Source organism: Stenotrophomonas humi (genome assembly GCF_001431415.1).
GTDB classification, from domain to species: Bacteria; Pseudomonadota; Gammaproteobacteria; order Xanthomonadales; family Xanthomonadaceae; genus Stenotrophomonas; species Stenotrophomonas humi.
Genome location: NZ_LDJI01000006.1, coordinates 25,345 through 48,637, shown reverse-complemented (window position 1 = coordinate 48,637; position 23,293 = coordinate 25,345). Strand labels below are relative to the sequence as shown.

The window sequence follows — 23,293 nt, the reverse complement described above, 5'->3', positions numbered from 1 at the left end:
GATCCTAGCGGACTGCGAGGCTACGTTCAAAATTCGTAAAAGCCGCCGTTCAAACTCTACGTCGGCCCTAGTGAAATCAAGGCAAATTCTTGATTTTTAGGGGTGAATCCGATCTGAACTCCGCCACTGTACACCCGCCCCGTTCAGTAAATTGGCCGGACAAATGCGCACCACCTGCCTCTGCGGCATCCTCCTGTTCAGCATTCCACCCAGGACTGCGCTGATACAGGACACTCGTCCCGGCCCGACTCAGGCAACCCGGGCCGCCTGCAGGCGGGTGACCTGCAGCGCCTGCTCCAGCAAGTCCCAGCCAGCGCCAGGCCGATGTGCGCCTTCGCTCAGAATCTGCCGGAACGCGCGTCCGCCTGGCTGACCGTGGAACAAACCGAGCAGATGCCGGGTGATGTGCTTGAGCGCCAGCCCAGCCTCCAGCCGCGCCTCGATGTAGGGCCGCATTTCGACCAGCAGGGCTTCGCGCGAGCGCAGCGCCATGCCGGTCTGGGCCGCTTCCAGCGCATGCAGCACATAAGGGTCGTGGTAGGCAGCGCGGCCGAGCATCACGCCGTCCAGCTGCTGCATGTGCGCCTGCGCGGCCTGCACGCTGGCGATGCCGCCGTTGATCACCACCGGCAGCGACGGCCGTTCCTGCTTCAGGCGGTAAGCCCAGTCATACCGCAACGGTGGGATTTCGCGGTTCTCCTTGGGCGACAGGCCCTTGAGCCAGGCATTGCGGGCATGCACCACCACCATCGCCGCGCCCGCCTGCACCTGCCCATCCACAAAGGCGGCGAACAGGTCGTAATCGTTGTCCTCATCCACACCCAGCCGGCATTTGACCGTGATCGGGATATCAACCGCCGCCACCATCGCTGCCACGCACTCGGCCACCAGCGCCGGCTCGCGCATCAGGCAGGCGCCAAAGCGCCCGGCCTGGACGCGGTCGGACGGGCAACCGCAATTGAGGTTGACCTCGGCATAGCCCCAATCCGCGGCAATGCGCGCGGCCTGCGCCAGCGCAGCAGGCTCGCTGCCGCCCAACTGCAGCGCAAGTGGCTGCTCGGCGGCATCGAAACCCAGCAGGCGCTCCCGGTCACCGTGGATCACCGCATTGGCATGCACCATCTCGGTATACAGCCGCGCGCCCGGCGCCAGGATGCGGTGAAACACCCGGCAATGGCGGTCGGTCCAATCCATCATCGGCGCGACGGACAGGCGCAGGGAGGCGTCATAGCGGGCGCCTTCACCGTGCAGCGGTGTGGTCAGGGTCATCTGGGGATGTGCACTCACGGCCATTCGGGTTGACTTCAAAGACGGGGCGTCCGCGAGCCACTTGGTCAAGGGTGGCATCAGCGGTCATGGCAAACCGGGTCCGATAGGGTACACGCGCACCGGCCTTCCCACCTGCATGCCGCTGGTCCCTCGCGTTCAGCTTTTCTGGCAGAGACAGCCCGGCCAAGTCAGTCGTCCAACTCGGCACAGACGGCCCGATCAAGAGGACACGGACCAAGGAAACGCCTGCCAACTGCAGCGCGTGCTCCGGCATTCAGCCAGAGACACCGACGTTCGGACCGATCGTGCGAACGCACTCTACAACTGACGCAGGGTTAAACAGCACGCTCACTCGATGACATCAAAGGCAAAGAAGCGAGATGACTTCACGACCGCATAAATACAGGCATTTTTCTCGAAATTCGGCGAAGCAGATTCAAAAAAAAGAGTCGGAGAGAGCTGCGCGAAACCACTTTCGGACTTGACCTATTCATCGCAATTTCTTCGGCAACTAACGTTGCGTCCATGCCTGCAAGGGACATGGATACCCATTGCACGCGATTCCACTTTCCGCGTGCGCGCCACTTCGGCGCCACCCATTCAACTACTGCAGATGCATCCGCTCTGCGGCATAGATCAGGTGACCAGTTTCATGAACATCATTTACAAGCTTGTGTGGAATCCCGCCTTGGGTGCCTTCATGGTGGCCAGCGAATTCGCAGCGGGCAAGGGCAAGCGTCGCAACGCCACCGCATCACGAAAGCGCTTTGTGGCACATACATTTTCTGTGGTCGTCGCCACGCTGATGAGTGCTTCCGTGGCGCATGCAGACGCCACCAAACTCGGCACGGGCTCGAATGCAACAGGCAGTGGCGCCAGCAACACCGCCATTGGCTACAACGCGCAAGCGACAGGCGCACTATGGAACATCAGCTCACTCGGGAATCGTCGTCTGGATGGGCTTGGCTTCGGCATTTCTGCCGCCACCCTCGATGCCAGCAGCATCGCATTGGGTGACACGGCCAAGGCGCAGGACGGCGGTTCCATGGCTATCGGAAGCCGGGCTGTGGCTGCTAGCCTGGGCGCATTGGCCACCGGCGTATATGCCAATGCACTGGGTCGTAACAGCATCGCCCATGGTTCTGGCTCCCACGCCAGCGGCACGCAGGCAATCTCCTTCGGCACGTTCTCTGTAGCCAATGCTGCGCGTGCCGCCGCCTTCGGCACCAATGCCACCGCGACCGGCACAGACGCCACTGCCATCGGCACGTCGTCCACCGCCAGCGGCGCACGGGCAATCGCGCTGGGTTCGGCGTTGACCGGCGGTTCGGACACCACCGACACCAAGCAGAACATCACCGACCAGACCCGTGCAGGTGGCGCCGATGCCATCGCCGTGGGCACATCGGCCAACGCCGTCGGTGACAACGCAATCGCCATGGGCCGGGCGGCAAGCGTCACCGTCAAGAATGCGGTTGCCATTGGCGTCAATGCCAGTGCCACCCACGAAGGCAGCGTCGCGCTTGGCTCGTCCAGCACCACCACTGCCAATCTGAGTGCTGTGGCATACACCTCCAAGACGGGCGCCGTACTGGCCGGCGCCACGGCGGCTGGCGAAGTCTCCGTGGGTTCGGCGACTGACAAGCGCCGCGTGACCAACGTCGCAGCCGGCGCCGAAGGCAGCGACGCTGTCAACGTGAGCCAGCTGCAGGCCGAGGCCAGCAAGTCGAACACAACAGCTGCCGGCATCGCCGCGGCAATCGGTGGCGGTGCTGTCTATGACGCTGACACCGGCACGTTCACCGCGCCGAGCATGGTCGTGGGTGACCAGACAGTCACCAGCATCGGCGATGCCATCACCAACATCGATGGCCGCACGTCCGGAAACACGACCAGCATCGCGACCCTGAATTCCGATCTCAACAGCGGCGCCATCGGCCTGGTGCGGCAGGATGCCGGCTCGAAGGCAATCAGCGTGGCCGGCGACACCGCCGGCACCTCGGTGAACTTCGCCGGCACCGACGGCGCACGCGCCCTGACCGGCGTACAGGCCGGCGCCTTGGCCGCCGACAGCACCGAGGCCGTCAATGGCTCGCAGCTGTTTACCACCAACACCAACGTGACCGCGCTGGGCGGCCGCATGGATACGGCGGAAGGCAACATCACCGGCCTGGACGGTCGCATGACCACCGCCGAAGGTGACATCACCGCGATCAATGGCGATATCGGCAGCCTGGGGGATCGTGTCACCACCGCCGAGGGCAACATCACCACGGTGCAGGGTGATATCTCCACGATCAACACCAACATCACCACCATGCAGGGGGACATCACCAGCCTGGACAACCGCACTATGCTCAACGAAAGCAGCATCACCTCGCTTCAGGGTGACATCAGCACCATCACCACCAACATCAACAACGGCAGCGTGGGCCTGGTGAAGCAGGATGCCGACTCGAAGGCAATCAGCGTGGCCGGCGACACCGCCGGCACCTCGGTGAACTTCGCCGGCACCGACGGCGCACGCGCCCTGACCGGCGTACAGGCCGGCGCCTTGGCCGCCGACAGCACCGAGGCCGTCAACGGCTCGCAGCTGTTTGCCACCAACAGCAACGTGACTGCGCTGGGCGGCCGCATGGATACGGCGGAAGGCAACATCACCGGCCTGGACGGTCGCATGACCGCCGCCGAAGGTGACATCACCGCGATCAATGGCGATATCGGCAGCCTGGGAGATCGCGTCACCGCCACCGAGGGCAACATCACCACGGTGCAGGGCGATATCAGCTCGATCAGCACCAACATCACCACCATGCAGGGTGACATTGCCAGCCTGGACAACCGCACTTCTCTCAACGAAGGCAGCATCACCTCGCTTCAAGGTGACATCAGCACCATCACCACCAACATCAACAACGGCAGCGTTGGCCTGGTGAAGCAGGATGCCGATTCGGAAGCAATCACCGTGGCCGCAGCCACCGGTGGCTCATCGGTGAGTTTCGCAGGCACCTCCGGCGCACGCATCCTGACTGGCGTGAAGGCTGGCGGACAGGCGCTCGACGCGGTGAACGTCGCCCAGTTGCAGGCGTTCGCGGCGGGCATTGGCGGCGGCGCAGCAGTCAACGCCGATGGCTCGATCACGGGCCCGAGCTATGTCGTGACCAACGCGGATGGCTCGACCACGACCGTGGCCAGCATGGGCGATGCCATCACCCACATCGATGACCGCGTAGCTGACAACAGCACCCAGATCGGCGGGTTGACGACACAGCTCAGCGACGGATCGCTCGGCCTGGTAAAGCAGGATGCCGCCACTGGCGACATCACTGTTGCCGCCGACAAGGCTGGCAGCAGCGTGAACTTCGCCGGCTCCCAGGGGGCACGCGTGCTGGATGGCGTTGCCAATGGTTCTGTGAGCGCCTCCAGCCTGCAGGCCGTCAACGGTGCGCAGCTGCACGGCGTGAGCCAGTCCGTTGCCACCCACCTGGGCGGTGGCGCGACGGTCAATGCCGACGGCTCGATCTCCGCACCGAGCTACTCGGTGGGTGGAAAGACCGTCAGCACCATCGGCGATGCCGTGGCCAACATCGATGGTCGCACCACGCAGAATGCCAACGACATCACCGAACTGAAGGCCGGCATGGGCGACATCAGCGGTAGCGTGGCCGGCATCAATGACCGCATCGATTCCGTCAACAACAGCGTGGGGCAACTCGACAACCGTGTCAGCCAACTGGAAACCACCATTGCCGACGGAAGCTTCGGTGCTGGTGGCATGATCAGCAGCAACATCGGCGATGGCACGGAGCAGCTCGCCCTGGCTTCGGGTGAGGGCACATTGGCACTGGGCAACGGTGCCGTGGCCTCCAGCAAAGACAGCACCGCATTGGGCAACAACAGCCAGGCTACCGGCAACAGTTCGGTAGCTCTGGGCAACGGGTCGCTTGCCAGCCGCGACAACAGCGTGTCGGTGGGTTCAGTGGGTCAGGAACGTCAGCTGACCAATGTCGCCGCCGGCACCGAAGACACCGATGCGGTGAACGTCGCCCAGCTCAAGCAGACCGTGCGCTACGACCAGAAGGCCGACGGCAGCACTGACTACAGCCATGTCACGCTCGGTCATCAGGGCATACCGGTGACCATGTCCAACGTGGCACGTGGTCGCGTCAGCGCTGACAGCACCGACGCCATCAACGGCTCACAGCTGTACGACTGGACGATGAACCGGAACAACGAGTTCAGCAACGCCAGCCTGGCTTACCGCATCGGTGAGCTGGAGAGCAGCATGCATGCGGGTATCGCCACCGCGATGGCAGCACGTCAGGCACCTTATGTGGCCGGCAAAGTAACCTACTCCGTTGGTACTGCCACCTACAAATCGCAGGGTGCGGTTGGCATCAGCAGCCGCTACACGGCTGAAAGCGGCCGCTGGAGTCTGGAAGGTGGCTTCTCCAAGAACGGCGACGGCTCCGGTGCCTACGTTGGTGTCAGCGGCGTGCTGGGTGACTGACACGCGGCGCGCGTCATCAGCTGCAAAAGGCGAATACCCCGGCTTGTCCGGGGTGTTTGCTTTCTATCGGATGGGAAAGCCTCAGGGCAATGCCGCGCTGGCAGCCAGCACCACCCAAACCACCTTGCAGGCGACGTGCAGCAACTGATCGACGTTGTAGCTGATGCGATGCCCACACTTGAGATCGTCGATCAACATGTGGCAGATCACTTCCAGCACGCCGAGGGTAATGCTGCCGGTGATCCACCCCACTGCGCCACCATGGATCACCGCATGTGCACCCAAGGCCTGATACCACGGTACGCCGGGAACCGGGGCGAAACGGTTCTTGGCCTTGGCCAGGAACTCACCCTGCAAGGGGTAGTCCGCCAATGCGTGGCCAACCAGCAACAGCACGAACATCTGGAACAACTCGTATGAAGTCATCAGCAGACGGGTGTCGGGTGAAGGCCGAGTCTGCATCAGTCACGCATCGCCGTGAAGGGGATGTCTTCGCCATGCACGTGCGCTCGACGGGGCAACGCCAACTCTTACGTAAGGCCGCGCCAGAACATTGCATCGAAACACGTTGATAAGCAGGCCAAGTAGAATCGAACGTGCGCCGATTACGTCGCCAACCTGTTTTCTGCCCATGAATGCCTACGCACTGCTGGCCTGCGCCATCGCCCTGGAAGTCCTTGCCACCTCGCTGTTGAAAGCTTCCGACGGCATGACCCGGTTGTGGCCGACGCTCGGTGCAATGCTCGGCTACGGCGTGTGTTTCTGGTTGTTGTCGATCGTGATGAAGACCGTACCCACCGGCATTGCCTACGCCATATGGTCCGGCGTCGGCATCGTGTTGATCTCGCTGATCGGCCTGTTCGTGTTCAAGCAGAAGCTGGACCTGCCCGCATTGATCGGCATTGGCTTGATCTGCGCCGGCGTGGTGGTGATCAACGTGTTCTCGCGCTCCACGGCGCATTGAGGAATTTGCAGGATTGGGGATTCAAAACGCAGGCCTTCCCCCTTCCTCCGCCAGCGGGAGAAGGGAAAGCCCCCGATCCCCCGATTCCAGACTCCCCCATCAATCCCCTTGACCGCTGCCGGCAAGCGGCCTATTTTGTGCGCGCCGAAGGTATCCATCCCTTTATCCGCATGAAAGGATGAATTTAAACGGGAATCCGGTGAAGCCGGCCGCAAGGCCTGTCATTCCGGAGCTGCCCCGCAGCGGTGAATGGAAACGACCGCCGTCATCAGCACTGGGCCAACGCCCGGGAAGCGACGGCCAGTAGGTAGGTGCATCCGCACCCGCGTCCATCAGCCCGAATACCGGCCTCGGCCGGGGGACCTGCCGTCCCCTGTTTCGACCTGGAGTCTCCGCGGGGAGGCGGCCGGCGCTGTCCCTGCCTGTGCGCGGGGTGGCGCTCCGTGTCCACGCCATGAATCCGGTTCGCCCGCGGGGGCGAAGGTCGCTGGCGTGGCGGGCATGGCTGCAAAGCCGCGCACGGCGCGCGGTTCCTTCGTTCCTCAATGCCCATGCAATGAGGAAAGAGTCATGACTACCGTTACCAACCTGGGGTTCCCCCGGATCGGCGCACGCCGCGAGCTCAAGCACGCTCTGGAGGGCTACTGGCGCGGTGAAAGCGATGCCGCGCAGCTGCAGGCCAGCGCCGCTGCATTGCGCGCACGCCATTGGCAGCTGCAACGCGATGCCGGCGTGGATGTGCCACCCAGCAACGACTTCAGCCTGTACGACCACGTGCTCGATACCGCCGTGCTGTTCGATGCGATTCCGCAGCGCTATCGGCAACTTGCCGAGCGTGCACCGCTGGACGCCTATTTCGCCATGGCCCGCGGCCTGCAGCGCGATGATGTGGACCTGCATGCACTGGAAATGACCAAGTGGTTCGATACCAACTACCACTATCTGGTGCCCGAGCTGCAGCGCGACCAGGTGTTCACACTGCGCGGTGACAAGCCGCAGTCCGAGTACCGCGAAGCCCGCGCATTGGGCATCGATACGCGCCCGGTGCTGCTCGGGCCGGTCAGCCTCCTGCTGCTGTCCAAGACCACCGACGGCAGCAATCCGCTGGACCTGCTCGACAACCTGCTGCCGGCATACGCGCAACTGCTGGGCGAGCTGAAGCAACTGGGCGCCAGCTGGGTACAGCTGGATGAGCCGGTGCTGGTGCAGGACCTGGACGACGCCACCCGCGCTGCCTTCGTGCGTGCCTACGCGGTGTTGGCCGACGTGCCGCGTCCGGACATCCTGCTGGCCACCTACTTCGGCGCGCTGGACGACAACCAGTCGTTGGCCGCCACGTTGCCGGTGGAAGGCCTGCATGTGGATCTGGTGCGTGCACCCGAACAGCTCGACGCCGTGCTGCGCGCGTTGCCGGCCTCGCGCGTGCTGTCACTGGGCCTGGTCAACGGTCGAAACATCTGGCGCGCGCCTCTGGACAACGCGCTGATCCTCGCGCGCTATGCCCTGGGTCATCGTGGAGCGGACAAACTGTGGCTGGCACCGTCCTGCTCGCTGCTGCACTGCCCGGTGGACCTCACTCTGGAAAAGAAGCTGGATGGAGAACTGCGCAGCTGGCTCGCATTCTCGCGACAGAAGCTGCAGGAGCTCCGCACCCTGGCCGATGCACTGGACGGCGACACCAACGCCGAGCCCGCGCTGGCGCAGGCACGCGAGGCCATCGAGTCACGCCGCCGTTCGCCACGCGTGCACAACGCCACGGTCAAGGGCCGCCTGGCTGCCCTTGCCGCTGCCGATGCCGTTCGCGCCACACCGCATGCGCAACGTCAGTTGCTGCAGGCCCAGGCACTGCGCCTGCCAGCCTTCCCCACCACCACCATCGGCTCGTTCCCGCAGACACAGGAAGTGCGCGAAGCGCGTGCACGGCACAAATCCGGCAAGCTCACCGCCGACGACTACGATACGTTCCTCGCCGCTCAGACCGAGCACTGCGTGCGCGTACAGGAGCAGATCGGCCTGGATGTGCTGGTGCATGGCGAGTTCGAGCGCAATGACATGGTCGAGTACTTCGGCGAGCAGCTCGACGGCTTCGCCTTTACCGGCAATGGCTGGGTGCAGAGCTATGGCTCGCGCTGCGTGAAGCCGCCGGTGATCTATGGCGATGTCAGCCGCCCCGCGCCGATGACGGTGCGTTGGTCGCAATACGCCCAATCGCTGACCGACAAGCCGATGAAGGGCATGCTGACCGGCCCGGTGACGGTCCTGCAATGGTCGTTCGTGCGTGACGACCAATCGCGCGCCGACACCTGCCGCCAGATCGCTCTGGCATTGCGCGATGAAGTCTGTGACCTGGAAGCCGCCGGCATCCGCGCCATCCAGATCGACGAACCTGCCCTTCGCGAAGGGCTGCCATTGCGGCGTGCCGAATGGCAGCCCTATCTGGACTGGGCGGTGGATGCGTTCCGCATCAGCGCCAGCGGCGTGGCCGACGCGACGCAGATCCACACCCACATGTGCTACGCGCAGTTCAACGACATCATCGAAGCGGTGGCGGCATTGGATGCGGATGTGATCTCGATCGAGACCTCACGTTCGCGCATGGAACTGCTGGATGCCTTCGCCCGTTTCGACTACCCCAACCAGGTCGGTCCGGGTGTGTATGACATCCATTCGCCGCGTGTACCGGACACCGCCGAAATGGTGGAGCTGCTGCGCAAGGCCAGCGCCGTGCTACCCGCGCAGAAGCTCTGGGTGAACCCGGACTGCGGCCTGAAAACCCGTGGCTGGGAGGAAACCCGTGCCGCGCTCGAAGCAATGGTGGATGCCGCACGCACGTTGCGCAGTGAGCGTGCCGCGGCATAGTCGTGAATGAACAGGCGCGGGGAGTGAGCGGACGCAGCGGCATTGCGCATCACTCACTCCTCGCGTCCTGCACCTTGGCCCGAACCACGCCCATGGACGAAGGCAGTGCATCACCCACTTCCCGCAGCCGGGCATTGCTGCAGCGGCGTCATGGCCCACGCGCCTGCGTGGACAGTTCCACCGACACCACGCCCTCCACCGCACCCAGCCGCTGCGCCTTGGCCAGCAGCTGCTCATGCGCAAGGGGTGGGTCGCAATCGATATCGACGATGTCATTGCCTTCATCGCGACGCCGCAGCGTGATGCGTTTCACCGGCAGGCCGGCATCCTCGGCAGCGGCCTGCACCTTGGCCAGCGAGGTGCCTTCAGCCAACCGCAGGCGCAGCCGGCCCGTGCGTGCGCGGCGGCGCAGATAGCGCTGTTCCAGCGGCTTGAGCAACGCCAGGATCGCCCATAGCAGCAGCGTGGTCATCAGTGCCGCCAGATACAACCCCGCGCCGGCGGCAAGCCCCACCGATGCCACCGCCCACAGACCGGCGGCGGTGGTCAGCCCACGGATCACCTGTTCACGTTGCAGGAACAGAATGGTGCCCGCACCCAGGAAACCGACACCGCTGATCACCTGCGCGGCGATGCGCGAGGGGTCGAGCATGACGTTCGGGCGTCCCAGCACATCGTCGAAGCCGAACGCCGAAACGATGATGGCCAGCGCGGAGCCCACGCAGACCAGCATATGGGTGCGCAATCCCGCCGCCCATTCCAGACGACCGCGGTTGATGCCGATCACCGCGCCCAGCACCGCTGCCAGCAACAACCGCAACCCCAACTCCGACCATGAAATCATCATCCACGCTCCTGTCCGCAAGCCGGTTCCTGTCGCTTCGTCCGGCCTCTGCCAACCCGTAGTCGTAAACTGTGCACACCCCTGCGTCAGGAAGCCGTGGATGTACGCAAAAGACATAGCGCTGTTGGTGGTGGACCTGCAACCGGATTTCATGCCTGGCGGCGCCCTGCCATGCCACCAGGGCGATGCCATCGTGCCGGGCATCGCCGCGCTGCTGGCCTCGCGGAAGTACGCAACGGTGGTGGCCACCCAGGACTGGCATCCCCATGACCACGCCTCATTCGCCAGCCAGCACAGCGGTCACAAGCCGCTGGAGGTGATTACCCTGCATGGCCAATCGCAGACGCTGTGGCCTGACCACTGCGTGCAGGGCAGCGCCGGCGCCGCCCTGGATCCGCGCGTGGACTGGAACACCGCCAATCTCATCCTGCGCAAAGGCAGCGATCGTCAGGTGGATTCGTACAGCGCCTTCCGGGAGAACTTCGGGCCACGTGGTGACCGCCCCGCCACCGGCTTGGCCGGTTGGTTGCACGAACGTGGCATCACCGAAGTCCACGTCTGCGGACTGGCGCGTGATTACTGCGTGTTGTGGAGTGCGCAGGATGCCGCGATCAGCGGTTTCCGTGTGCGCTTTCTGTGGGAGCTGACCCGGCCGGTGTCGGCAAACAATGATGCGGCCGTACGCATCGCGCTGAGCGAAGGTGGCATCGAGGTTCTGTAGTTAAGGGAGGACCAGGAGTGAGGGCGACGGTGCAAGCCAGAGCCGGAGCAGAAGCTCCCCCATCCGCCCTTCGGGCGCCTTCCCCCGCAGGCGGGGGAAGGGATAAAAACCCCCGTTCCCCGCCTCAGCGGAACACTACCGTGCGGTGGCCATTCAGCACGATGCGGTGTTCAACATGGCGCCGTACCGCGCGGGCCAGCACCTGTGATTCGGTGTCACTGCCCAACTGCACCAGATCGCGCGGTGTCATGGCGTGGTCCACACGGGCCACATCCTGTTCGATGATCGGGCCTTCATCCAGATCCGAGGTCACGTAGTGCGCGGTGGCACCGATGATCTTGACCCCGCGTGCGTGCGCCTGGTGGTACGGCTGTGCGCCCTTGAAGCTGGGCAGGAAACTGTGATGGATGTTGATCGCGCGGCCGGCCAAAGCCTGGCACAACCGCGGTGACAGAATCTGCATGTAGCGCGCCAGCACCACCAGGTCGATGCGTTCACGCTCGACCAGATCGATGATCTGCTGCTCCTGCTGTTCGCGGTTGTCCGCGTCCACCGGCAGGTGGTGGAACGGCACGCCATAGGAACCGGCCAACGCGCCGAAATCGGTGTGATTGGAGGCTACCGCTGCGATATCCACCTTCAGCTGGCGGCTGTGGGTGCGGAACAGCAGATCATTGAGGCAGTGGCCCTGTTTGCTGACCAGCACCAGCAGGCGCGCACGCCGGCGCGCGTCGTGCAGTTCCCACTGCATGCCGAACTCCTCGCCCAGTGCCTGCAGCCGCATGCGCACGCCTGGCACGTCCCCCTTGTCGGCGATATCGAAATGCACGCGCAGGAAGAAGCGGCCGCTTTCCTCATCGCCGAACTGCTGCGCATCCAGGATGTTGCAGCCGGCGTCGAACAGCAGGCCGGAAACGCGGTAGACGATGCCGGTACGGTCCGGGCAGGACAGGGTGAGGATGAAATCAGGGCGCATGGCCGACAACATTGCACGGGGGGTCGCGGACAGTAACCGGTCTTGCGGCGTCGGACCAAAAGCAGTTGCAGCTGACACGAATCACCCCCTGCCGGCAGCCGGCTCAGTGCGGGTGCACCGTCAAGCCGACCAGCCGCACCACCAGCGGGCGCACCACCAGCACACAGCAGAACGCCACCGGCATGGCCAGGCAATATGCCGACAACACCCGCATCGGGTACTGGCCATCAATGCCGGCATTGGCGGCGGTGATCACCAGGCACATCAGCATGGCCATGATCCCGGCCATGAAGAAGGCAAAAACGAAGGGCGTGGCCCGCGCGTGCAGCTTCCAGGCGGGGACGGGGGTGGTGCGGGGTTCCAGCATCGTGCGTGCTCCTTGAACTGCCGGTCGGCGATGGCGAGCCGGGCACCATAGGCAGCACTTCCGGTTTCGACTAGATCGCCCGGGCTTGGCGCTTTATAAAGAAATACTTTGCAATCACCCCGGACAATGCCGCCCGGCATGAACATCCTCCACGCCATCCGCAGCTTCATCCGTACCGCCGACGCGGGCAGCCTTGCCGGCGCCGCGCGTACCTTGGGCATCAGCGCCGCCGCCGTGGGCCAGAACATCGCCCGCCTGGAAGCCCACCTGGGCGTACGCCTGTTCAACCGCACCACCCGTCAACTGGCGCTGACCGAACGTGGTGCGCTGTATCTGGCGCAGGTGCGGCATATCGAACGCGACCTGCAACGCGCACAGACCGCTGTGACCGACCCCGATGCGACACCCGCCGGGCGCCTGCGCATCGCCAGCAGCGCCGCGTTCGGCCGGCATGTGCTGGCGCCGTTGCTGCCGGGGCTGCAGCAGCGTTATCCACGGCTTGAAATCGAATTGTTGCTCGCCGACCGCAGCGTGGACCACGCGCACGAGGACGTGGATGTCAGCATCCGCATCGAACCACAGCTGGAAGAAGGCCTGGTCGCACGCCCGATCGCGCAGGTGCCGTTTGTGTTCTGCGCCGCACCGTCCTACCTTGCCGATGCCGGCACACCACGCACGCCGGAGCAGCTGCGGGAGCACCGTTGCCTGTTGTTCCGCTACCCGCTGGACGGCCGCTACCTGCGCTGGGGCTTCGTGAGGGAGGGCCTACGCTTCGACGCCGAAGTGCAGCCGTCACTGGTCAGTGACGACATCGATGCCCTTGCCGCGATGGCGGCCAGGGGCGGTGGCATCACCCGGTTGGCGGCGTTTGTCGCTGCACCGTATCTGGCGCGCGGTGAACTGCAGGCCTTGTTTGAAGACAACGCTGCTGATGAAGCCCAGGCCGCGCCCGAGCCGATGCGCGTGTTCCTGTGCGTGAGCGACCGCCGCGATCTCACCCCGAAGGTGAGATCGCTGCTCCAGCATCTGCTCGCCGCCCTGCCCGCTGCGTGGCGGGTCGACCTCACTGCCCGGCAAGCATCGGCCGCCTGAGGCAGCTGGCACCGGCACCGGCGAGATTCAGTCGCAGCGGGCGACGTCGAACAGACCGCGTGCCTCATGCGGCTCACAACGCAGGTACTGCGGCGATGCGCTGATATGCGTCCCCAGCGCGGCCGCCGCATGCCACGGCCAGCGCGGGTCGTAGAGGATGCCGCGCGCAAGGGCGATGGCATCAGCACGCCCTTCGACCAGAATCGCTTCGGCCTGGGCCGGCTCGGTGATCAGGCCGACCGCAATCACCGGCGTGCTGATCTGTGCCTTGATCGCTTCAGCGACCGGCACCTGATAACCCGGGCCCACCGGAATCTGCTGGCGCGGGTCCAGCCCGCCACTGGAGACATGCAGGAATTCATTGCCGCGCGCTTCAAGCGCCTTGCCCAGTTCGATGCTCTGCGCGACGTCCCAACCACCGTCGACCCAATCGGTCGCGGAAATCCGCACACCCACGGCCACCTTGGCCGGCACTGCCGCACGTACCGCGTCGAACACGCGCAGCAACAGCCGCATGCGATTTTCCAGCGAGCCGCCGTATTCATCGGTTCGATGATTGCTCAGCGGCGACAGGAATTGATGCAGCAGGTAGCCATGCGCCGCATGCAGTTCGATCAGGTCCAGGCCCAACCGCACGGAACGTCGTGCTGCTTCGGCGAAGGCTTCGACCACCGCATCGATACCGGCAACATCCAATGCCTGCGGTGTCGGCTCACCTTCGAGGAACGGCAACGCCGATGGCGCCATCACCTGCCAGCCATGTTCCTGCTCCGGGGCGATCGCACGACCACCGTCCCACGGCCTGGCGGTGGAAGCTTTACGGCCGGCATGCGCCAGCTGCACGCCGATCGGCATCTTCGACCAGCGCCGCACCGAGGCCAGCACCTTGGACAGCGCTGCTTCGGTGGCTTCATCCCACAGCCCCAGGTCCGCCCAGCTGATGCGTCCTTCCGGCAGCACCGCGGTGGCTTCCAGGATCAACAGACCGGCGCCGGATTGGGCCAGCTGCCCCAGATGAATGGTGTGCCAGTCAGTGGCCTGACCCTCTTCTGCCGAGTACTGGCACATCGGCGCGATGACGATGCGGTTGGAAAGCGAAAGCGGGCCCAGCGACAGGGGCGAGAAAAGATGGCTCACGTGGGGTGATCCGGAAAAGTGGATGCGCCCATTCGACGCCTCTGCCCGCGCCGATTCAACCGGCGTGGTGGATCACTGCGTCTTGGTGCCGTCGAGCAGGAACGCCAGCGCCTGCGCGCAGGGCATTTCAACCTTCAGTGACAGCAATGCATCGGCGCGTGTCCGCCCCAGATTCACTGCCGCCACCGGCAGGCCGGCCTTGGCCGCCGTATCGACAAAGCGGAACCCGGAATAGACCATCAAGGACGACCCCACCACCAGCACCGCATCGGCGCGCTGCAGGTGCGCATGCACCGCTGCCACCCGCTCACGCGGCACGTTTTCGCCGAAGAACACCACGTCGGGTTTGAGGATGTCGCCGCACTGAGTGCAAGCGGGCACCTGGAAACTGGAAAAGTCCGTTTCAAGGTCGGCATCGCCGTCCGGGGCGATGCCCGCATCCAGCGCGCCCCAGCCCGGGTTGGCGTCGAGCAGGCGCTGTTGCAGCAGCTCACGCGAAGAACGCGCGTCGCAGCCCATGCAGCGCACCTGGTCCAGGCGTCCATGCAGGTCGATCACGGTCTGACTGCCCGCACGTTGGTGCAGGCAGTCCACGTTCTGGGTGAGCAGCAGTTCGATGCGGCCGTCGGCTTCCAGTGCCGCCAACGCATGGTGCGTGGTGTTGGGCTGGGCGCGGCCGAACGTCGACCAGCCCACCAGGCTACGCGCCCAGTAGCGCTGCCGAGTGGCGTGCTCGCCCATGAATGCCTGATAGGTAACCGGCGGCGTGCGCTTCCACTGTCCGTCGGCATCGCGGTAGTCGGGTATGCCGGAATCCGTACTGCAACCGGCGCCGGTCACCACGAACAAGCGTCGGTGCCGGGCGATGAATTCCGGCAGCTCGGTGATCACCGCTGGCGACAGGCGCTCGATGGAAGCTGACCAGGACGTGCTCATCGGCGGGTGCTTCAGTCCTGCCGCGGCAGTGCCGGCACGGTGGTCGGCTGGCCTTCGGCATCCAGCGCGATCATCACGAAGGTGCCTTTGGTGCACAGCTTGCGCTCACCGGAATGCAGGTCTTCGGTCACCAGTTCCACTTCCACGGTCATCGAGCTGCGCCCCACCCGCACCACGCGGCCAATGGTTTCCACCATCTGCCCGACACGGATCGGCAACTTGAAATCCACCTGATCCGAACGCGCGGTCACCACCGTGCGGCGTGAATAGCGTGCGGCGGCCAGGAATGCCGCCTTGTCCATCCATGCCAATGCCTGCCCACCGAACAGCGTGCCCATGTGGTTGGTGTGGTTGGGAAACACGATCTCGGCCATGCGGACTTCGGTAGGCGGATTGGTTTCGGGAATGGGGGTCATGGCGATACCGGCTTTCAGATGAGTGCCGATGATACGCCCGGCTTCCTGTGCAGCCGGTGTATGCGGGGTGATGAGGCGCCAGTGCTGTGTGGATAACGCTGGCCGGATACCGCCGGCTTCGCGGCCAAGGTCGCTCCTGCAACAGGCAGCCACGGCCTGAAGTCATCGCCGAGGAGCGCCTTCACGCGTGAAGCTGGCGATCCTCCAGGACACGACCGGCATGGCCGCTCAGGAACAACAACGCCCCGAGGCTTTCGCATCGAGGCGTTGGGGCATGCAATTGCTGGTTTTGTCGCAACCGAGCGACTGTCTGCTTCGCGGCCAAGGCCGCTCCTGCAACAGCCCTCCAACAGACCGCTTAGAACGCCATGTCGAACGATACTTCGCCCTGGACGCCCACCTGGTAGGCCGAGACGCGGCGCTCGAAGAAGTTGGTGAGCTCCTGCACGTCCTGCAGCTCCATGAACGGCAACGGGTTGCGCACGTTGTACTTCTTCGCCATGCCCAGCTTGACGAAATGGTTGTCGGCACAGTGCTGCAGGTACTCGCGCATGTCACGGGTGGAAATGCCGGCCACGCCGCCGGACAGCACGTCCTCGGCGAACTGCACTTCGCACTCGATCGCTTCAGCCAGCATGTCGTAGACCTCCTGCTCCATCCTGGCGTCGAACAGGTCCGGCTCCTCGGCGCGGATGGTACGCACGCATTCGAAGGCGAAATCCATGTGGCAGCTTTCGTCGCGGAACACCCAGTTGGTGCCCGAGGCCAGACCCGGCAGCAGACCACGCGAACGGTAGTAGTACACGTAGGCAAACGCGGCAAAGAAGAACAGGCCTTCGATGCACGCGGCGAAGCAGATCTGGTTGAGCAGGAACTGGCGACGCTGCTCGCGCGTTTCGATGCGGGTGATGCCCTGCAGCGAGTCGATCCACTTGAAGCAGAAATCCGCCTTCTTCTTGATCGAGTCGATGTTCTCCACCGCGGCAAATGCCTTGAAGCGCTCTTCCGGGTCCGGCAGGTAGTTGTCCAGCAACGTCAGGTAGAACTGCACGTGCAGCGCCTCTTCGTACAGCTGGCGCGACAGGTACATGCGCGCTTCCGGCGCATTGAGGTGCTGGTACAGATTCAGCACCAGGTTGTTGGAGACGATGGAATCACCGGTGGCGAAGAACGCCACCAGACGATGGATGAGGTGGCGGTCGGCCGGCGTCATCTTCTGGTGCAGGTCGGTGATGTCGATCTGGAAGTTGATCTCATCGACGGTCCAGCTGTTCTTGATCGCGTTGCGGTACATCTCGTAGAAATCCGGGTAACGCATCGGCCGCAGCGTCAGCTCGAAACCGGGATCGAGCAGCATCTGGGTGGGTTTTGTAGACATCGGCAAATCTCCTTTTCCCTTCTCCCGCCGGGAGAAGGTGGCGCGTAGCGCCGTATGAGGGGTGGCGGGGCGGCGCTTGCTTACCAAAGCGCCTTCACCCCAACCCCCGCTTCGCACCCCGGCCCCTGCGCTAGCGCAAGGGCGTTCGATGGGCCGCGAACCGGTGGTTCGCAAAATGGCCCCTCTCACCCCGCGAACGGGAGAGGGGCTTCAAGCGTTACTGGCAGGCCTCGCAGGCTTCCGGGTTTTCCAGCGAGCAGGCCACCGCTTCCACCGGGGTGTAGCTGCTGACCGTGGTCTTGGCGATCTTGGTGGCCGGGCGCGAGCGCAGGTAGTAAGTGGTCTTTACGCCCTGCTTCCAGGCGTACATGTACATGGAGGACATCGCGCCGATGTTCGGGCTTTCCATGAACAGGTTGAGCGAGGCCGACTGGTCGATGAAGGCACCACGCTCGGCGGCCATGTCGATCAGCGAACGCATCGGCAGCTCCCATGCGGTGCGATAGATGTGACGCAGCGCTTCGGGAATCTGCAGCACGTTCTGGATCGAACCATCAGCCAGCTTGATCGCGTCACGGACTTCCGCCGTCCACATGCCCAGCTGCTTCAGCTCGCCGACCAGGTGGCGGTTGATCTGCAGGAAGTCACCGGACAGCGTCTCGCGCTTGAACAGGTTGGACACCTGCGGCTCCACGCACTCGTAGCAGCCGGCGATCGAAGCGATGGTCGCGGTCGGTGCGATGGCGATCATCAGCGAGTTGCGCAGGCCGTGCTGCTTGATGCGCTCGCGCAGTGCGTCCCAGCGCGCGGTGTCTTCCGGCACCACGTTCCAGGCGTCGAACTGCAGTTCACCGTGGGCCGCGCGGGTGTCGCTGAACGAGGGGTGCCTGCCGCGTTCGGTGGCCAGCTCGCATGAGGTTTCCAGTGCGTGGAAGTAGATCGTTTCGGCGATCTTCTTCGACAGCGCGCGCGCTTCGGCCGAATCGAACGGCAGGCGCTTGCGGAAGAACACGTCCTGCAGGCCCATGCAGCCCAGGCCGACCGGGCGCCAGCGCAGGTTGCCGCGACGTGCGGTTTCAATCGGGTAGAAGTTCAGGTCGATGACACGGTCGAGCTGGCGCACGGCAAGGCGCACGGTCTCTGCCAGCTTGTCGAAATCGAAATCACCGTGCTCGTCGAAGTGGTTGCCCAGGTTGATCGAGCCCAGGTTGCACACTGCGGTTTCGTCGTTGGAGCAGACTTCCAGGATCTCGGTGCACAGGTTGGACAGGTGGATCACGTTGCCCGGGCGCAGCGTCTGGTTGCTGGCCAGGTTGCACTTGTCCTTGAAGGTCATCCAACCGTTGCCGGTCTCGGCCAACGTGCGCATCATGCGGCCGTACAGCTTGCGTGCGCTGATGGTGCGCGATGCCTTGCCCTGGGCTTCGGCCTGCACATAGGCCTGCTCGAATGCCGGGCCGTACAGATCGGTGAATTCCGGCACCACGCGCGGATCGAACAGCGACCATTCCTGGTCGGTCTCCACGCGCTGCATGAACAGGTCCGGCACCCAGTTGGCCAGATTGAGGTTGTGGGTACGACGCGAGTCGTCACCGGCGTTGTCGCGCAGTTCGAGGAAGTCCTCGATGTCGGCGTGCCAGGTTTCCAGGTAGACGCAGGCCGCGCCCTTGCGCTTGCCACCCTGGTTGACCGCGGCCACCGAGGAATCCAGCGTCTTCAGCCACGGCACGATGCCGTTGGAGTGGCCGTTGGTGGACTTGATCAGCGAACCGCGCGAACGCACGCGGGTGTAGCTCACGCCGATGCCGCCGCTGAACTTGGACAGCTGCGCGATGTCGCCGTACTTGGCATAGATGGATTCGAGCGAATCCTGCGGCGAGTCGAGCAGGAAGCACGAGGACAGCTGCTCATGGCTGGTGCCGGCGTTGAACAGGGTCGGGCTGGACGGCAGGTAGTCCAGGCTGCCCAGCCGCTGGTACAGCGCCAGGGCTTCAGGCACGTCTTCGCTCAGTGCGCTGGCGATGCGCAGGAAGAACTGCTGCGGATTCTCGATGACCTTGCGCGTATGCGGGTGGCGCAGCAGGTAACGGTCGTACAGCGTGCGCAGGCCGAAGTAATCGAAATTCAGGTCGAACGTCGGGTCGATGGCGTCGTTGAGCTTGCGCGCGTTGATCTGCACGAAGTTGAGCAGGCGGTCGTTGATCAGGCCCACTTCGTGGCCACGCCCCACCGACTGCGAGAACGCATGGATTTCCTGGCCGGATACTTCCTTGGCGATGAAGTTGGCCAGCAGGCGCGCGGCCAGGCGGCCGTACTCGGGTTCTTCACCGATCAGCAGCGCGGCGGTGCGGATGGACAGCTCGTCCAGTTCCTGGGTGGTGGCGCCGTTGTACAGGCCGGAGATGGTACGGGTGGCCACGCGCATCGGGTCGACCGAATGCAGGCCCTCGCAGCAACGCTGGATGGCGCGGACGATCTTGTTCAGGTCCACCGGCTCGGTATTGCCATTGCGCTTGGTCACGCTCATGGCGGTAGCGGTGGGCGGCGGGGTCAGTTCAAAGCCGGCCTCGGCCGGGGCGACTTCAGTAGCGGAAGTGGTCACGACGGTGTGTCCTTCATGGCGTGGTGCACGCAAGCCCCTGCCCTCGCAGGAAACCGGGGCCGGTGGCGGGATCAGGAGCATGGAAGGACGGCGTCGCAGCAACCGCGACGCACCCGACCATCGGTCGGCGTCAACGGCACCACGTCGCCAGCCATCTTCCCCTCGAAGACACCGCAGCCGGCACCGCGCGGTGTGCTTCGCGCGGCTGTCGGCAGGTCTTCGGACTCATGGGCATGAAGGCGGGGGCCTTCTCCTACTCCGTCGCTTCCCAAGGTCTGAGCCTCAGTGCATTGACGGGGTCGTTCCCATTTACCGCTGCGGGGCAGTGCTGGAATAGCCTGTCAAGGCGTCACCAGCTTCCCTTTCAATCCGGTGAGCGCAAACCCACCAGAACCGACGAGCCACAAGATAGTGGGGGTAGATGACACGGTCAACACGAAATGTGGTGAATTTTCGTCAGGCCTTGCGGCGCAAGGCTTATGCCTTTCAAGGCCGGTTCGGCGCGCCGGCGCCTGCCCGAACGGACTGCGCAGTCAAGCGGTTTGGAGACTTTTTTTGTAGGGAAACCACTCGTCTTTATGACGTAAATTTCTGATGAAATTTCGAGGGTGACTTCCGGCCGGCGCCACTGCTGCCGCCGACCGCCAAGCTGGCCGCATCCTTGTGTTGAGCCGATCACCGCCATGCGCCTGCTGCCCATCACCACTTTGCTGGCCCTGCTGCTACCACTGGTGGTACACGCCGGCCCCGCCAGGACGCCGGATCTGTCCGCAGACCAATGCGGCGTGTCCACCGACTACAACGTGCTGGTCGACGGCGGCGGCATCTGGTTGCGGCGCGATGTGCTGCCGATGCGCGAGATCGTGTTCCACGATGGCCAGCTGAGCATCGACGACCAGATGCAGACCGTGTCGGCCGCGGATGCGCAGCGTCTGCGCGCACTGGAGGATGGCGTGCGCCAGCTGATGCCGGCAGTCACCGGCATCGCCAACGAATCGGTGGGCATCAGCTTCGATACGCTGGACTCCGTTTACGAAGGCCTGACCGGCAACGCCAACTCACGCAAGGTCCGCAAGCTGCGCAAGGAGGCCGAACGCTTTGTCGAGCAGACCATCGGCCGCGGCCGCTGGGATCAGGACCTGTTCAATGAAGGCTTCGAAGCCCGGGTCCAGGATGCAGCCGAAACCCTGAGCGGCTCCATCGCACGCAGCATGCTGTGGGCGGTGTTTTCCGGCGGCGGGGACAAACTGGATGCGCGCGCAGACAAACTCGACGCCGAACTGGAGCAGCGTCTACAGCACCGCGCCCATGCCCTGGAGCAGCATGCGCAGGCGTTGTGCACGCAGGTGCAGGCCCTGGACCGACTGCAGTCGGCGCTGGAGTTCCGCCTCGATGGCCAGCCGCTGCAGATGCTGCGCGTGACGGGCAATGCCGCGACAACAACGACCCGCGACTACCGGCAGGACAACAGCATCCCGTTGCCACCGAGATAGCCCAGCTCCGATCTCACAACCCGGGCGGGAACCGCGTCAGGGGCCTTGCCCCGCCAGCGGCAGTGGCTATCCGCAGACGGCCACCAGCCCCCTCCCTGCACCTGCAACGCAGGGAACAGGGCTTCCGCCCATGTTTTCGAATCACCCGTCGTGACGTGTCAGCTCTTCGGCAACTGCGCCAGCTCCTCACGCACCAGCCGCACCACCAGCTTGTCCAGGGTATCAACCGAGTAATTGCCCACCTCGTGCACGGTCTCGCTGCCGGGGCCACTGCTCGGGTCGGCGGCATCCTTGTAGGTGAGGAAGATGAAACGCCCGCCGGTGTACTGGGCGATCTGTCGCTGCACGATCTCGCCAGTGGTGTCCTGGCCGGACGCGGCCACGCTGAACACCTTGATGCCCTTGCCCAGTGCGGCCAGCATGGTCTGGTCGTAACGCGGCTGCGGATAGCCCATCTGCGGCGGCGCGTCGGCCAGCGATACCAGCACGCGCGTGGTAGACGGGCCGCGCCAGTTCAGCGCCTGCACCGAATGATCGAACGCTTCGTTCATGGCCTCCGGGTAGTCACCGCCGCCATTGGCCTGCACCCCATCGAGCACCTGCTGGAACGCGGCCACGTTGTGGGTCATGTCCCAGCCGCGCACGAAGTACTCATCACCACGATCACGGTAGGTCACCAGGCCCAGGCAGATGTCCGGGTTGGACGGCAACTTGCCGATCTCGCGCACGATGCCCTGTAGTGAATCGCGCAGCTTGTCGATTTCATCGCCCATCGAACCGGTGGCGTCGACCATGAACACCAGGTCCAGTTTCGCCCGCGTCGGCAGTGCGGCATTGGCCATCACCACCTGCAGGGTGTTCTTCTGCCCGCGCTGCAGCGGCGCGCTCACCGTCCTGCCGCCGCGACGCACCTGCACCTGGTAACTGGCCGAGTCACGGTCATCGAAAGCATTGGGGTGCAGCCACACCTGGCCACCGGCATCGGTGCGCGCCCACATCCGCGCGCCGTTGCTGGCACTTACCGCCACTTCGGCGTCGGGCACCGGGCGGCCTTGCGCATCCACCACGCGCAGGCGCTGGCGCACGCTGATGTCGCGACCCAACCGCTTGGATTCTTCATGCCCCTGCAGGAACTGCAGGAAACCGCCGAAGTCAGCATTGTCATCGACCATGCCCGCGGTGACCGGCGTTTGTTGCTGCTGGCGAATGGGGGCGCTGGCAGGTGGCGTGGAAAGCGGCTCCGTGCGAAGCAGCATGCCCTCTGTCGAATAACTCTTTCCCTCGACCACCATCGACAAGTCGGCAGGCAACGGCGAAGGCGGCGGAGGCGCTGGCATCACAGGCGGAGCAACCATTTCCATCACTGCCGCGTCGCTGTCCTTGATGCTGGAGCGACGGCTGCGGCTCGTACTCAGAGGCCGTTGCTGCTGAGGATTGGGGTCAGCCACTTCGCGCAGCACCGGCGTATCACTGCAGGCGCTCGCCGTGGGTGCCTGGAAGTTCGGCCGGGTCTGCCGCACCCGCAACGAGGAGGGTGCCTGCAGGTCGCCTTCGACCACCGAGGCCGAAGCCGGCCCCAGACGCGCGGCGGTCACCACCGGCAAACCGACCAGCAGGGTCGCCACTGCAGCAAAGGCGGCGGTACGTACCGGCCGGCGCTTCAATGTGGGTGCATTCCGGTGGTTCATGGTCCCTGCTCCTGTGCGTGAGAGTGCCGCGTGTCGCGGCG

17 protein-coding genes and 2 riboswitches are annotated in these 23,293 nt (G+C 64.5%); of the genes, 6 read left to right on the top strand and 11 right to left on the bottom strand.

Annotated features, from left to right (window positions below; genetic code table 11):
- Window positions 1-249: 249 nt before the first annotated feature.
- On the bottom strand, window positions 250-1,269 hold the full coding sequence (gene dusA / locus ABB26_RS02855; protein WP_083490673.1) for a tRNA dihydrouridine(20/20a) synthase DusA: 1,020 nt from the start codon (window positions 1,267-1,269) through the stop codon (window positions 250-252).
- Window positions 1,270-1,921: 652 nt separating this feature from the next.
- Between dusA and ABB26_RS02850 the strand changes: the two genes are divergently transcribed.
- A complete protein-coding gene (locus tag ABB26_RS02850; protein ID WP_161809003.1) occupies window positions 1,922-5,779 on the top strand; it encodes a YadA family autotransporter adhesin in 3,858 nt (1,285 codons plus the stop codon).
- Between the two features lie 81 nt (window positions 5,780-5,860).
- Here the strand turns inward: ABB26_RS02850 and ABB26_RS02845 are convergent, their stop codons facing one another.
- The gene (locus ABB26_RS02845) at window positions 5,861-6,241 is read right to left on the bottom strand and encodes a DUF3307 domain-containing protein (protein ID WP_211261932.1); all 381 of its coding nucleotides are present in this window, start codon (window positions 6,239-6,241) and stop codon (window positions 5,861-5,863) included.
- A gap of 169 nt (window positions 6,242-6,410) precedes the next feature.
- Between ABB26_RS02845 and ABB26_RS02840 the strand changes: the two genes are divergently transcribed.
- Both ABB26_RS02840 and metE read left to right on the top strand, forming a co-directional pair.
- A complete protein-coding gene (locus tag ABB26_RS02840) occupies window positions 6,411-6,743 on the top strand; it encodes an SMR family transporter (protein ID WP_057632069.1) in 333 nt (110 codons plus the stop codon).
- Between the two features lie 130 nt (window positions 6,744-6,873).
- A riboswitch (cobalamin riboswitch) is annotated at window positions 6,874-7,110 on the top strand.
- Between the two features lie 203 nt (window positions 7,111-7,313).
- Window positions 7,314-9,602, top strand: a complete 2,289-nt coding sequence (gene metE, locus ABB26_RS02835; protein WP_057632068.1) for a 5-methyltetrahydropteroyltriglutamate--homocysteine S-methyltransferase — start codon at window positions 7,314-7,316, stop codon at window positions 9,600-9,602.
- A 148-nt stretch (window positions 9,603-9,750) separates the two neighbouring features.
- Here metE and ABB26_RS02830 read toward each other — a convergent pair whose 3' ends face one another.
- Window positions 9,751-10,446 carry an MgtC/SapB family protein gene (locus ABB26_RS02830; RefSeq protein WP_057632233.1) on the bottom strand — a complete coding sequence of 232 codons (696 nt, stop codon included), beginning with the start codon at window positions 10,444-10,446 and terminating at the stop codon, window positions 9,751-9,753.
- A 100-nt stretch (window positions 10,447-10,546) separates the two neighbouring features.
- Here ABB26_RS02830 and pncA point away from each other — a divergent pair, with 100 nt between their 5' ends.
- Window positions 10,547-11,167, top strand: a complete 621-nt coding sequence (gene pncA, locus ABB26_RS02825; protein WP_057632067.1) for a bifunctional nicotinamidase/pyrazinamidase — start codon at window positions 10,547-10,549, stop codon at window positions 11,165-11,167.
- A gap of 124 nt (window positions 11,168-11,291) precedes the next feature.
- Here the strand turns inward: pncA and purU are convergent, their stop codons facing one another.
- Window positions 11,292-12,143 carry a formyltetrahydrofolate deformylase gene (gene purU, locus ABB26_RS02820; RefSeq protein WP_057632232.1) on the bottom strand — a complete coding sequence of 284 codons (852 nt, stop codon included), beginning with the start codon at window positions 12,141-12,143 and terminating at the stop codon, window positions 11,292-11,294.
- A gap of 103 nt (window positions 12,144-12,246) precedes the next feature.
- Window positions 12,247-12,510: a DUF2798 domain-containing protein gene (locus tag ABB26_RS02815; protein WP_057632066.1), complete on the bottom strand. Its 264-nt coding sequence runs from the start codon at window positions 12,508-12,510 to the stop codon at window positions 12,247-12,249.
- Between the two features lie 138 nt (window positions 12,511-12,648).
- On the opposite strand from ABB26_RS02815, the gene ABB26_RS02810 reads away from it, so the two are divergent.
- On the top strand, window positions 12,649-13,602 hold the full coding sequence (locus tag ABB26_RS02810) for a LysR family transcriptional regulator (RefSeq protein ID WP_057632231.1): 954 nt from the start codon (window positions 12,649-12,651) through the stop codon (window positions 13,600-13,602).
- Between the two features lie 27 nt (window positions 13,603-13,629).
- On the opposite strand, the gene ABB26_RS02805 is transcribed toward ABB26_RS02810, so the two are convergent.
- The 5 genes from ABB26_RS02805 to ABB26_RS02785 form a co-directional block, all read right to left on the bottom strand.
- Window positions 13,630-14,739, bottom strand: a complete 1,110-nt coding sequence (locus tag ABB26_RS02805; protein ID WP_057632065.1) for an NADH:flavin oxidoreductase/NADH oxidase — start codon at window positions 14,737-14,739, stop codon at window positions 13,630-13,632.
- A gap of 72 nt (window positions 14,740-14,811) precedes the next feature.
- Window positions 14,812-15,675, bottom strand: a complete 864-nt coding sequence (locus tag ABB26_RS02800; RefSeq protein WP_057632064.1) for an NAD-dependent protein deacetylase — start codon at window positions 15,673-15,675, stop codon at window positions 14,812-14,814.
- A gap of 11 nt (window positions 15,676-15,686) precedes the next feature.
- Window positions 15,687-16,091: an acyl-CoA thioesterase gene (locus tag ABB26_RS02795; protein WP_057632063.1), complete on the bottom strand. Its 405-nt coding sequence runs from the start codon at window positions 16,089-16,091 to the stop codon at window positions 15,687-15,689.
- 358 nt (window positions 16,092-16,449) lie between these two features.
- Window positions 16,450-17,469 carry a ribonucleotide-diphosphate reductase subunit beta gene (locus ABB26_RS02790; protein WP_057632062.1) on the bottom strand — a complete coding sequence of 340 codons (1,020 nt, stop codon included), beginning with the start codon at window positions 17,467-17,469 and terminating at the stop codon, window positions 16,450-16,452.
- Window positions 17,470-17,686: 217 nt separating this feature from the next.
- Window positions 17,687-19,996, bottom strand: coding sequence for a ribonucleoside-diphosphate reductase subunit alpha (locus ABB26_RS02785; protein WP_245626126.1), 2,310 nt, complete (start codon window positions 19,994-19,996; stop codon window positions 17,687-17,689).
- Between the two features lie 268 nt (window positions 19,997-20,264).
- Window positions 20,265-20,484: riboswitch (cobalamin riboswitch) on the bottom strand.
- Window positions 20,485-20,754: 270 nt separating this feature from the next.
- On the opposite strand from ABB26_RS02785, the gene ABB26_RS02780 reads away from it, so the two are divergent.
- Complete coding sequence (locus ABB26_RS02780; protein ID WP_057632061.1) at window positions 20,755-21,564, top strand: DUF2884 family protein; 810 nt, start codon at window positions 20,755-20,757, stop codon at window positions 21,562-21,564.
- A 158-nt stretch (window positions 21,565-21,722) separates the two neighbouring features.
- Here the strand turns inward: ABB26_RS02780 and ABB26_RS02775 are convergent, their stop codons facing one another.
- Window positions 21,723-23,252, bottom strand: coding sequence for a VWA domain-containing protein (locus ABB26_RS02775; RefSeq protein ID WP_083490657.1), 1,530 nt, complete (start codon window positions 23,250-23,252; stop codon window positions 21,723-21,725).
- Between the last annotated feature and the right edge of the window lie 41 nt (window positions 23,253-23,293).